The sequence below is a fragment of the Flavobacterium sp. JAS genome (assembly GCF_020991455.1).
In the GTDB taxonomy this organism is placed as follows: domain Bacteria; phylum Bacteroidota; class Bacteroidia; order Flavobacteriales; family Flavobacteriaceae; genus Flavobacterium.
In genome coordinates this window covers 49,273-62,673 of record NZ_JAJMOX010000006.1, presented here as the reverse complement: position 1 = coordinate 62,673, position 13,401 = coordinate 49,273, and the positions used below count along the sequence as shown (strand labels likewise).

At 36.3% G+C, this 13,401-nt stretch carries 6 protein-coding genes; 1 reads left to right on the top strand and 5 read right to left on the bottom strand.

What is annotated here, in order from left to right; all coding sequences use genetic code 11:
- Positions 1–109 precede the first annotated feature (109 nt).
- The 3 genes from LPB88_RS09845 to LPB88_RS09835 all read right to left on the bottom strand — a co-directional run bounded on the left by LPB88_RS09845 (position 110) and on the right by LPB88_RS09835 (position 9,978).
- Positions 110–388, bottom strand: coding sequence for a T9SS sorting signal type C domain-containing protein (locus LPB88_RS09845; RefSeq protein ID WP_230715540.1), 279 nt, complete (start codon positions 386–388; stop codon positions 110–112).
- Positions 389–532: 144 nt separating this feature from the next.
- On the bottom strand, positions 533–3,961 hold the full coding sequence (locus tag LPB88_RS09840; protein WP_230715065.1) for a delta-60 repeat domain-containing protein: 3,429 nt from the start codon (positions 3,959–3,961) through the stop codon (positions 533–535).
- A gap of 176 nt (positions 3,962–4,137) precedes the next feature.
- Positions 4,138–9,978 (bottom strand): T9SS sorting signal type C domain-containing protein, encoded by a 5,841-nt coding sequence (locus LPB88_RS09835; protein ID WP_230715063.1) that lies wholly within the window; start codon positions 9,976–9,978, stop codon positions 4,138–4,140.
- A 286-nt stretch (positions 9,979–10,264) separates the two neighbouring features.
- Here LPB88_RS09835 and LPB88_RS09830 point away from each other — a divergent pair, with 286 nt between their 5' ends.
- Positions 10,265–10,738: a regulatory protein RecX gene (locus LPB88_RS09830; protein ID WP_230715061.1), complete on the top strand. Its 474-nt coding sequence runs from the start codon at positions 10,265–10,267 to the stop codon at positions 10,736–10,738.
- A 96-nt stretch (positions 10,739–10,834) separates the two neighbouring features.
- Here LPB88_RS09830 and LPB88_RS09825 read toward each other — a convergent pair whose 3' ends face one another.
- Positions 10,835–12,004 (bottom strand): beta-ketoacyl synthase N-terminal-like domain-containing protein, encoded by a 1,170-nt coding sequence (locus LPB88_RS09825; RefSeq protein ID WP_230715059.1) that lies wholly within the window; start codon positions 12,002–12,004, stop codon positions 10,835–10,837.
- A gap of 121 nt (positions 12,005–12,125) precedes the next feature.
- Positions 12,126–13,397 carry an adenosylmethionine--8-amino-7-oxononanoate transaminase gene (gene bioA, locus LPB88_RS09820; protein WP_230715057.1) on the bottom strand — a complete coding sequence of 424 codons (1,272 nt, stop codon included), beginning with the start codon at positions 13,395–13,397 and terminating at the stop codon, positions 12,126–12,128.
- Positions 13,398–13,401 lie beyond the last annotated feature (4 nt).

Genomic DNA, 13,401 nt, shown 5'->3' with positions numbered 1-13,401 from the left:
TTTTAACATCAAAAAAAACGTCAGGACAAGTGCATTTGACTAAAATTTATTTCAAAAAAAAAGTCATTTCTCGTTGAGAAATAACTTTAAAAACATAAGTTAATTAGTACTAAAAAATTATTTTTTGAGTAGTAATTGATCCATCGTCCAAGGTTACTTTTATCAATAAAATTTGATTTTGAGAAGGGAGATTTTCGATCGAAAATTTACTACTTCTAATTTCATTTTTTTGGTAAATCTGCCTTCCCAAAATGTCAAAAACAGAAATATTTTTAATGCTATTTTTTACAGCATCGATCTTTATATTTTTTTTGTTTACAAAAATAAAAATTCGATTTGTCTCCGTTTCAAAATTATCTGTTTTTAATTTTTTGCTAATAAAACACAAAACAAAACGATCATTAAAGGTTCCTTTTTGGGTGGTAAACAAATATAGTCCTTCATTTAAATTGTGCTTAATTTTTAAATCTTTATCTTCAATAAAAACATCTACTCCATTAAATATTCCATCACTATGATCTATACAAAAATTTTAACTCCCTTCGACAGTTGTTTTATAGCCTAAAACAATAGAATCATTTTCTGAGAAAGGTAAAGCCCTGCCTTGGATCACTAATTTTTTATTTTCGATAATACTATAAAAATCCAAAAACTGATTTCCACTCAACACTTCTGCATTATAATTATTAGAATCTGTCACTCCATCTATGTAACCTACTAAAATTTGTTTAAAAGCACCTTCATTACTTTTCAAATTCAACCAAATCCTATGCTTTTCAATTGTAACTTTATTCGCTTCTTTATCATTCCTTGCAGGTTTAAAAAAGGATGCATTTCTTCCTTGAATCCGCATTTTGTTTGTAAATTCGATACTCCCTAAACTCTTACTCTTCAGAAAAAAGGACTGCCCTGCCGCAATTGTCCCATCAGGTTCTGTTGTATTAATACCTAAACTAGTCGCAGAGGTACCAACACCCCCAAGCAAATTATAAGTTGCAAAGTCGTCAGACGTATATTTTAGATTAGTCAAAGGTGTATTATGAGTCCAGAAATGGAGGACACCTTTTATTTTTGAAGCATTCTCAGTCAGAAAAACATTAGCATCCACTGCTGATGGATAAGGATTACCAACTAAACTGAAACTATTGTCACTCTCTAAATTAATTTCAACTTTCCCATTATTTGGTATCCCCTTGAAAGTAGCTTCAAATGAGTAACGCTCTGTTGTTGAAAACTCCTGTGGCGCTCTAATACTATATCCCTTACCAACTACCATACTATTTGAAGGTTCCTCAACTTTCCAAACGTTAGCCAAACCATCATAAGACTTATATTTATCAGACAAAGTCGTTGGAGAAACATCTATCAATTTTTGATTTTCGACTGGAGAAGACCAATAAATAAAATCATATCTCAACATTGGCTTTGCTTTTCTTTTAAAATGAATAGTTCCCGTATTGATCATATCATCATCTGATTGATATAAACTAGCCGAATCTTCTAAAACCAGCGTTCCTAAACCTAAATATGCAAATTCGATCCCTAAAGTATTCCCACTTAAAAGCGTTACTGTTTTTCCTTCATCAATAGAACAACTACAAACATTTGCTGTTGTAAGAGAAGAAAAGTTTTCTTTAAAAAACAACTCTTTTCCTCCTGATGATAAGCCGTTACTCCAAGAAGTCCCATTCCAGGTTGTTGAATGAAGACAAAGTTTCAAACGAGCAATTCTATGTTTAGAAATTCCTGAAACCGAATTAAAACTTCCTCCTATTAATAGTCTGTAATCTGCTGTAAGACTCATTGTAAAAAGGCTATTATTTATAGGTGCATCAAAAGAAACATCATAATTACCCGTTTTCAACAATCGTAGCAATCGTGAGGAAACTGTATTCTTATAAGTTCCAGAGAAAGTTCCTCCAACCAAAATCCGATCATCAGGCTGGACTAAAATACTACGAACATCCCCTTTACTAAAACCAGTACCTGACTCAAAAGTTACATCTAAACTTCCATCAGAATTTAGCCGAAGAATTCGTTTTTGTGCAATTCCGTTATAGTTTAAAAATGACCCTCCTGCAATAATTTTTTGATCTGATTGTAATGCGATTGCATATACATTTTTATCAAAACCATTACCAATATTAAAACCGGAATCAATACTTCCGTTTGAATTCAGCCGAACTAAACGAGCGAAAGTATTACCATTAAAACTATTAAATCTTCCCGCAACTAAAATTTTTCCGTCGGGCTGAATTAAAACGGCTTCAATGATAGCATCGGCTCCAAGGCCAACAATAAAACTAGTATCTCTAGAACCATCAGGTAATAATCTAATTATTCTTCCCAAACCAGTTGAACCATTATAAGCCGTAAAATTGCCCGCTACTACTACTTTTTCATCTGATTGAATTGCCATTGCATATACTTGACTATTAAATCCTGTACCTACATTAAATGAAGTGTCAATTCTTCCATCAGGCAAAATCCGAACAATACGATTACAGAGAATGTCATTATACTTTGTAAAATTTCCTCCAAAAATAATTTTCCCATCTGATTGTAATACTCCGGATCTAATAGAATTATTCGCACCCGATTTATCTAAATTAAAAGACGGATCAGAAAATCCATTATCTAAAAGTCGGGCAATTCTAAAATTGGGAGCGCCATTAAACTTTGTGAAATTTCCAAAAACCATTGTTTTATTGTTCTCTAATGGCAATATTTTTAAAACTGAGTTATCAAAACCAACTCCTGCTGACAAATAACTATTATCATGTTCGCCATCTACAGTAACCTTTGCCAATCTGCCTTGATTTTGGCCATCAAAAGTTAAAAAAGAGCCTCCTACATGCCAAGATCCTTCTGAATCATTATTTAACGCTAAAACAGATGCAGATCCGGGGCCCGATCCCATATCAAAATCAGTATTTAAAGTTCCATCAGTATTTAACAGAAACACCCTATTTATACTGTCACCATTATAAAAACCTGTAAAAGATCCACCCACCATTATTTGTCCCAAAACATCTGTTTTAATTATTTGTACAGCACCCGCACTTATACCCGAACCAGATAAAAAACTATTGTCTATACTTCCGTTTTCGTTAATACGAATAATTCTATTGGCTGTAACTTCGTTGTAAGTTGTAAAATTCCCTCCCAGAATAATTTTACCATCGGCTTGAACGGCTATAGCATTGACATCATCGCTAAATCCCGTTCCTATATTAAAACTTGTATCTACGCTTCCATCAGCATTTAAACGAGCAATCCTATTACTGGAAACTCCATTAAATGAGCTAAAATTTCCAGAGATCAGAATTTTTCCATTTGATAAAACTCTAACATTTGTAATGTTTACTGACGCCCCCACACCTGTCATAAAAGTAGGATCTAAAGCTCCGTTGGGAAGAAGCCGTGCAATTCTGTTTACTGTGACATTATTATATTTTGTAAAACTTCCAACAATAATAATTTTGCCATCAGATTGTGGACATATATTATAAATGATACCTGTTGTCGCGGCTATAGAAGTATTAAAAGTATCATCAAGAGTTCCGTCTTCATTTAACCGAATAAGTCTCCCTGAACTAATGCCGTTGTAAGATGTAAAACTCCCTCCAACTATTATTTTTCCATCAAGTTGAATATATGTAGTATATACTTTGCCATTAAAACCTGTTCCTGTACTGAAGCTTTCATCAATAGTACCATCCAGTTTTAAACGTGTTAAATAAGAAACAGGCATTCCATTAAGACTCAAATAGTCTCCTCCAACGATAAGATTTTCATCTGATTGCATTGATAAAGTCCGAACTGTATTATCGAAACCATCTCCATTTAAGCCATTATCAAGCGTGTTAAATGTATCATCAACCTTACCTTGCTGTGCATAAAGCCCCAGACTGAATGTTGAACTAATTAAAATTAATGAGCAAAGTATTTTTCTAATCAAAATCTAAAAATTTTAAGCTGTTATTATTTATAAGAATAAGCTTAAAATTATGATTCTTTTGCAACACAAGCAATACCCACTTTAAGTGATATTTACTGTTGTATGCAAATAAAAAATCCATTCCGAAAAACGGAATGGATTTATATATTAAAAAGAATACTGTATTGCTACATTATTTATTGAAAAATGACTTTTTTGGTCGTTGTATAATCGTTTTCTAAAGTAACTTTTACCAATAAAACCTGATTACTTGATTGTAGGTTTGGTATTTGTAATTCAGCCGAGCCTATTTTCTTTTTGTTATAAAGAAGATTTCCTGAGATATCATAAATGGTTACTTCTTTTATGGTTTCTTTAGTAGAGGTAACTTTAATTGTTTTCTCTTTTATTGAAACAAACACACTGTTTTCAAGATTCTCAAAATCTCCTGTTCCCAGAGTTTTCTTGGTATAACTAAGAGCAAAACGATCGATAAAAGTTCCTATTGCTGTTGTAAATGTATAATTGCCTGCTCGTAAATCTGTAACAATACCAGTTGTTTTGTCTTCAAGATACACCGCCTGATTGTTAAATAGTCCATCTACATGGTCAATTGCAATTGTGAAATCGCCTGCAACTGTTGTTTTATACCCTAACGGAATTTTGTCAGTATCTGTAAATGGTAATGCACGCCCCTGAATAGTTAGTTTATTAGCCTCATTAATACTGTAGAAATCTATAAAGCTATTACCACTTATTGTAGTAGCATCGTAATTAACATCCCAACTGTTTGTGGCACCTTCAATATAACCAACCAAAGCCTGCTTAAAAGCTCCCTCAGTATTAGTTAAGTTTAGCCAAATACGATTTTTTTCTATAGTATTAGATTTTGATGTTTTGTAAAACTGGTCATTACCACTATCAATACGCATACCGTTTGTAAACATGACATCATTTGGTCCTGAAGCTTTCATAAAGAACCCCTGACACGCTGCTATTTCGCCCGTTGGTGCTGGGTCGGTAGCTCCATCAGGTCGTTTTGCTCCTGCCGAAACTATTCCTGACAAACTAAAAACAGCAAAGTCACTACTTACATATGCATAAGAACCCGTACCGGTAGCTACCGGTGGAGAATTATGTGTCCAAAAATACAATGCTCCAACATCTACTGATGGCATAGCATCGTGATTTTTAGTAATAAATTCTTCAGCATCTATTGCTGATGGATAAGGGTTTCCAATCAAATTCCATTTTGCAGGGGAAACCTGAACCGGATAATCTCCGTTATTAGGTACACCTGTAAAAGTTGCAGTATAAACCCATGAAATTGTAGTAGAATAGGGTTGTGGAGCTCTTACCCAGTAGCCAACAGCAGGTGCCATTACCTGTGTTCCGTTGAAACTATATACCCATGATCCTGTTAATGGATTATAAGTGGCATATTTATCTGCTAATGTATCTGGTGACAAGTCATGTAGCGTATAAGGCTGAGTGCTGTTTGTTATTGGCGTAGACCAATAGGTAAAATCATAACGACGTACTGGCTTCGTATCTCTTAGATAAGTAATATTTCCTGTATTAATGGCATTAGTTGTTTGTACTAAACTAGCCTTATCCTTGAAAACCAAAGATCCCGAAGTTGCAACTATTACACTACCTACTACTTTTAAAGTGTTTCTACTATTTACCGTTAATGAACCACTATTACTAACGTTAATTACATAGGCATTTGCAATAACTCCAGTTCCTTGAACAGTTGGAGCACTATTAGGTGCCAATACATTAGGTATTACGACACAATCTGAAGCTGTTGGAATTGTTCCTGAACTCCAGTTTGCCGGATCACTCCAATTTCCATCTTTACTACCTTTCCAAACTATAGAAGAGGATGCGTTTATAACCACATTTGCAGAAGCCAAAGAATTACAAGTATTAGCGTCACCCTGAACGATAAAAGTATAATTACCTGCTGCAAGATTTTTTACATCATATGTTGATCCTGTACCAGTATAGGTAATACCGGGAAATGATCCTCCCTGTGTGATTGTCCATGTACCAGTAGATGGTAAATTACTCAATGGGATTATACCTGAAGATGAAGCACACGTTGGTTGTGTTGGCGTTCCTGTTATTGGGGTTGATTGTAGTGGGTTTACATTAACAGTTGTTGAAATTGCCGATGAAGTACCACAACTATTAGCTTTAACACTAATTGTTGCCTGACCCGAAAATCCTGCTGCCCAAGTAACCGTTCCTGTTGTTCCTGTTCCAGAGATAGCATTCCCTATACCACTAACAGTCCAAATATAACTCGTAGCATTGGTAGCCGAAGTTGTATACGTAGTGTTTGCACTGCCTTGACAAATCGTAGTTGCAGATGGTGTAATTGCTGTAGGTGTTCCAACGGTTGGAGTTACATCAACCGTTGTTGAAACTGCTGATGAAGTACTACAACCATTAGCTTTAACACTAATTGTTGCCTGACCCGAAAATCCTGCTGCCCAAGTAACCGTTCCTGTTGTCCCAGTTCCAGAGATAGTATTCCCTATACCACTAACAGTCCAAGTATAACTCGTAGCATTGGTAGCCGAAGTTGTGTATGTAGTATTTGCACTGCCTTGACAAATCGTAGTTGCCGATGGTGTAATTGCTGTAGGTGTTCCAACGGTTGGGGTTACATCAACCGTTGTTGAAACTATTGATGAGGTACCACAACCATTAGCAGTAACGCCAATTGTTGCCTGACCCGAAAATCCTGTTGCCCAAGTAACCGTTCCTGTTGTTCCAGTTCCAGAGATAGTATTCCCTATACCGCTAACAGTCCAAGTATAACTCGTAGCATTGGTAGCCGAAGTTGTGTATGTAGTGTTTGCGCTGCCTTGACAAATAGTTGTTGTTGCGGGGCTAACTGCTGTTGGTGTACCAACTGTTGGTGTAACATTTACAGTGTAAGTAGCCGTAGCTACTAAGCAAGGTCCATTTGATACTGTCATAAGTAAAGTAACTATTTTTCCCGCGTCTCCTGATGCAGCAGCATAAGTTGGTGTTAGAGTTGTAGCATTACTTAATGAACCCGAACCATCATGTGACCATAATATAGTTCCATTCGTTGCACTTGCACCACTTACTATGGCTGTCCCAGTTTGGCATATTGTCTGGCTTCCTCCTGCACTTGCTGTTGGAGTAGGTAAGGTTATAGTAACTCTACCCATACCACCTACACCTCCAGAACTATTAGTACTGTTTCTGTTGCGTCCACCAGCTCCTCCACCGCCAGGGGCAGTTCCATCTGCTCCCTTACCATTAGTAGTAGTGCCGACAGCCCCAGCGCCTCCGTTAGATCCTGCTCCTGCGCTTCCGCTACCTGCAATACGAGCAGCACCACTTCCACCTGCTGAACCACCAACCAAAGCATATGCACTAATAGCCGTACCACCAACATTTCCAGTTGTAGTGACAACTCCTCCAGCTCCATTAGGAGTTGTACCATTTCCTAACACTCCTCCATTACCTCCTACAGCCAAGATTGTTGTAGTTGAACCAAACCAAGATGATCCGCCTTTTCCCCCACTAGCACTTGTAGAGACAATCCCTCCAGTACCAACATTAACCGTATATGTCGAATTAGGTGTAACTGAAATCACCGTATTTTTAACATAGCCACCTCCAGCTCCTCCTCCACCAGCCGATGGGTCAACAGAAGCGGCTCCTCCGCCACCGCCAGCTCCCCAACATTCCACTTGAATATTTGTAACTCCTGCAGGAATAGTATAAGAACCTGATGAATCAAAAACAATAGTTGATGATGAAACTGTTACTACTGCCGTGGTTGCTGAACAATTAGGTGCAGCAGTGTTAGTAAAAGTAAATGTAGCGGTTCCTGCTGATACACCCGTTACTTCACCAGTAGTTGCGTTAACTGAAGCAACTGCAGTATTGTTACTTGCCCAATTACCAACGCCTGAAGAAGATAAAGTCGTTTTAGTCCCCACACAAATATTATTAGTACCTGTGATACTTACAGTTGGTGGAGTACTTATAGATACAGTTGCAGCACCATTCATATTTGAAGAACAAGCAGTACTAACTAGAGTATTTTTAGCAACCACTGTATATGTACCCGCTACCGTTTGAGGACCAAAACTAATCGCAGCCCCTGTTCCCGTAACAACAGCACCCGCAACATCAACTCCGCCTCTTTGCAACTGATAGCTAATATTTGAAGTCGAACTAACTGCAGTCGAACCATCCAAACCAACGACAGCTCCTGTACCTCCAGAACAATATGGTCCTCCTCCAGTCACATTATAAACTACCGGAAGATCAATTACATATACAAATGTACTGGAATAAACATTTCCGCAACCGCTTGAATTGGTCGCTAATACTTTGAATTCCTTCATTCCAGTTGTTGTAAATGTAACTGAAGGGCTTTTAATATTAGTACCTGTAGTAAAACTCGTTCCCGAAGATGGTGTTGACCACGAATAACTTACACCTGACGCTGAAATGTTGTCTACATCTAATCCTACAGATGCTCCTACACAAACAGTTAAAGTTTTATAGCTACCTTTAGGATTTGTTATCGCTATGGGAACTACTTGAGTAGATGGAATTAAAACTATATTATCTACAATAGAGCCCAGAGTACTTGTTCCTCCTAAGGAGTTGAAAAATTCTAGCACTATTGAAGAACTTGTTGGCGTAAATGTTAAAGTACCTACTTGTGGAGTATTATTAGTATCGCTAGTAGTAATATTTTTTGATGCTGTAATAGATCCACCTTCATATACTCTAACATCAACCGCAACGGTAGCCGGAGATCCCGGTCTTCGCGCATAAAGAAAATTTAGTGTATACTGAACATTTGGAATAACAGCTACAGTTTGACCAAGAGATGCCTGGCTATCTAATTCTGCTGTATTATCATCATTATTATTGTTAAAATAAATTTTTTCATTCAAAACCTCAACATAAGAAGTACCACTAACAGGTCCTTTTGAATTAACAGCAGCTGTCCAACCAGTAGCTCCACCAGTAAAATCACCATTAGTAATTAAATTTCCCGAACAATTCGAAACAACAACATCATCAGTAGTACTACAACCACTACCATTACTTATTGTCCATCTTAACACCCATGTTCCTGATCCCGAAGGTGTAAATGTAGAAGTTGGATTTGAAGTATCACCACTAGCAAACTGACTTGTTGCAAGATTTGGACCACTCACTATTGACCATGTTCCTGTATTACCACTTCCCGGAGCATTGGCCGCTAATGTAAATGGAGTATTTTTATATTGATCTGCTCCTGCTTGTGAAACAGGTGCTGGCGGACTAAAGCTATAAACCTGACCATTTGCTGGTTTGACACCATCAGCACCAATATTTGTAGTAAAAGTTGTTGATTGTGCAATTGGTGTAGATGTTGAATTGTTTAACGTCAAATAAGTATCATTAGAGTCATAAATTCCTATAGAAGCGGTTCCATTATTTATAGCTGTTGCACCTCTGTTATAATAATATTCAATTACATTACCATTTTCAAAGAGCCAAACCTGAAAAGAAATAACATCATTATTTGCATTATAATTCCATTCTTGTTGTGACCATTCAAGCTTAAAAACCCTATTTGGAGCAGATCCGGTAACAACATACCTCGGAATTGCTCTATTCTGCAAATCATCCCATAAAGGAAATAAAATAGGTTTAGATGTTCCCGCATTTGCCAATGTATTAATGTAAGCAGCATTTGTTGTAGATCCAAAAGTAAGCCAACCATTGCTTGAAACTTTAACTTGATTATATGCCGATCCTCCAAACGTAAAATTGAAAGGCAGGGTTATTGCAGTTGAGACTCCCTCATCATCTGTAGCATTTAACCCCGGAACGTTAGTTGTCCCCGATAAAATTGGATAAGTTCCAGATCTTGCAGAAAAACAATAGCTACTAGCTGACTGTCCATAATTAAGTAAAAAAGTAAAAAATAAAAGAAGACTTAGTAATAATTTTTTATTCGTAAGTAATTTTCGAATCATATTAGGCGTGGTATTAGATTTGTTTTTGGCGGTAAAAGAAATAAAATAGCACTGCATTTTTAAATACAATACTTTAAATTTGGCTTTTAAACTGAAAAATTAAAGTTAAAATCCTGTTTTAAGGAAGATTATAACTCTTCAAATTCCGGCACAAAAATATTATAATTCTGCACACACACAACATTTTAGCAAATTTTATTTTTAAGAAAAACGAAAGAAAACGATTAAATACTAACTACTTAATGATTATTTTTAGGTTAAATAGTTAAAAAGAAAGAAAAAACTCATGAAATCAATCTGTACCCCAAAAGAAGCCTTACTCAAACTTGAGCACTTTTGTGCCTATCAGGAGCGTTGCCATGCGGAGGTTGTTACGAAATTATATAGTTTAAAAATGACCACCGACGAAACGGAACAAATTGTGGTTCAGCTTATTGAAAGCAATTTCCTGAACGAAACTCGTTTTGCATGCAGTTTCGCCAGAGGAAAACATCGCATTAAACAATGGGGAATTATCAGAATAACAAATGAATTAAAAGCAAGACAAATTTCTTCGACTAACATTACCATAGCTTTGAAAGAAATTTCTTCGGAAGAATATGAAACTACTTTTCAGCAGCTCTCTGAAAGATGTTGGGAAAATTTAAGAGAAAAAGACACTCTTAAAAAGAGGAAAAAATTCTGTGATTATATGTTGCGCCGAGGTTACGAAAGCTTTTTAGTTTATGATAAAGTAAAAGAATTGGAACAAAACTTATAATACTACTTTACAATTTAAAATATTCAATACCCAAATAAAAAAATCCATTCTGCAAAAACAGAATGGATTTTTTATTATCTATTTTAAGACTATAAATTATGCTTTTTCAATCAAAATACTCACGGCATTACCCCCAAAACCAACAGCGTTAATCAAGACTTTCTTAATAGATTTTGTTTGATTCTGAGTTTCTCCAAACGGCACTCCAATAAAAGTATCCTTTTGCATCATTAAAAGTGCAAGTTCCAGACTCAATATTCCCGAAGCTCCAAAAGTGTGTCCTATTTTCCATTTGTTAGTGGTTAACAAAGGCACGTTAGAACCAAAAACTTTTTCAATAGCACGCAGTTCTGTCAAATCGCCTTTTATCGTTCCTGGCGCATGCATTACAATAACATCAATATCTTCTAAATTTTCATCCTTCAAAGCCATTTTCATCGATTTCTGAAAACAATCCGCTTCTGCTGAAATCGAGATATTATGTTCTAAAATTTCCGTTGCATAACCAACTCCGGTAACATAAGCGATCGCATTTACTGCCTCTCCTGCTTCTAGGCAACAAACTGCCGCACCTTCGCCCAGAATCATTGTGTTTTGAGTTTTCTCGAAGTCAAAAGCAAGATTTGGCCACACTTCTTCGGTTTGATTAATGCGCGAATATATTTTTAAAGCGCGCATTTGTGCAATCGTAAAATCCGTTAATGGAGCTTCACTTCCTCCCACCAAAAACTTATCTGCCATTCCGGATTTCAACCATGCAAATCCATTTAATAAAGCATGAAGTGCCGTTGAACATGTAATAGAATGCGAAATTTCAGGACCAACACTTTGCAAATCGTGCGCGATCCAGGAAGAAATATTCCCTAAAGTTGTTGTTGGCGAAGCTAAAGTCTGCGCTTTTCCTGTGTCGATATATTCTTTGTAATGTTTTTCGAATAAATCTGTAGCTCCTCGAGACGAACCTATATTGATTCCGAAAATATCATCTGAATTCCAACCTGCTTGTTCAACAGCTTTTCGGGAAGCCGCCAAAGCAAACAAAACCGAGTCATCTAAAAATTTATATTTAGGATCTGATTCTCTAATTTCAGCAACAATTTGTTTCGATTGGGCATCAAGAGCAGCAACCGAAGTTTCTTGTTGATCTAAAAATTGTTGAGAAAAACAATGTTGAGCGCCGAGATATTTTTTCCAAACTTCTTCAGCATTATTCCCTAAAGGAGAAATGGAAGAAAAAGCTGTTATGGATATTTTTTGTGTATTCAAAATATTTTATTTAGTAAAAAAAATAGACCACGGATGACACAGATTAAGCGGATTTTCGCTGATAATTATTAAAATCGGTGTAAACCTGTTTAATCCGTGTCATTCTGTGGGAAAGGCAAAATTACACCATTTCTATGGCATCTTCAATCGTTTTGTATACTTTTCGAAGTTGCTCGTCTGTCATGATATATGGGGGAAGAATATAAACGATATTCCCGACCGGTCTCAAAACAACTCCTTTTTCTATAAAGAAGTTATAAAGTTTTGTTCGCATTGATCCATAATAACTCTCCTCAGAATCTGATTTGATTTCAACAGCAAAAATAACTCCTAAAGTTCTGGTCGTAATTACTTTAGAGTGATTTTCGATTTTCTTTTGAAACTCTAAATGATTTTTATTTATTCTCTCAATATTAGCTTGCATTTCCGGCGTTTGCAACAAATCGATACTTGCCAGAGCTGCTGCACAACCCGTAGGATTTGCCGTAAAAGTATGCCCGTGAAATAATGCTTTATTAATATCATCATCATAAAAAGCGTCAAAAACCTCTTGTGTAAAAGTCGTAATCGCCATTGGGATTGTTCCTCCCGTTAAGGCTTTCGATAAACAAATCATATCTGGATTTTCAGAAACATAATCCATTGCAAAGGTTTTTCCTGTTTTACCAAAACCTGTCATTACTTCATCGGCAATAGTTAAAACATTATTTTCTTTACAAATCTGAATCAGTTTTGCCAAAGCTTCCGGTTCATACATTACCATTCCGGCCGCTCCTTGAACTAATGGCTCAAAAATAAATCCGGCACAATTATGATTTTGAATCACATTTTTCAGCGCCTCAAAACTTTCCTGCTCCTGGCCTTTTATCGGAACCGGAATCCTCACAACATCAATAAACATTCCTTGAAATGCTTGCGTATAAAATGAAATTCCGCTTGCAGCCATTGCCGCAAAAGTATCTCCATGAAAAGCATTTTCGAAAGCAATTATAGTAGTTCGTTTTTCATTTTTATTGAAAAAATACTGCAAAGCCACTTTTATCGCAACTTCAACAGCCGTTGAACCATTATCTGAAAAGAATATCTTCTGCTGATTTTTAGGCAAAATTTCGATCAGTTTTTCAGCTACTTTTATAGCAGGTTCGTGCGTAAAACCTCCAAACAAAACATGTTCTAAAGTCGTCAATTGTTTGTAAATCGCATCGGCAATAAATTTATTACTGTGCCCGAACGGATTTACCCACCAAGAAGCAATCGCGTCAATATATTCTTTGTTGTTTTCGTCCCAAAGCAATGCACCTTCTCCTCTTGAAATTGCAATTGGAGTTTGCGACGTTTTGTGTTGCGTATAAGGATGCCAAAGGTATTGGCTGTCTTTTTCTGTTAGTGTCATCTGA

What these genes read in the sequence shown, in the direction of transcription:
- LPB88_RS09835 (WP_230715063.1), bottom strand. Translation starts at nt 9,978, where the DNA reads ATGATTCGAAAATTACTTACGAATAAAAAATTATTACTAAGTCTTCTT.
- LPB88_RS09830 (WP_230715061.1), top strand. Translation starts at nt 10,265, where the DNA reads ATGAAATCAATCTGTACCCCAAAAGAAGCCTTACTCAAACTTGAGCAC.
- bioA (WP_230715057.1), bottom strand. Translation starts at nt 13,397, where the DNA reads ATGACACTAACAGAAAAAGACAGCCAATACCTTTGGCATCCTTATACG.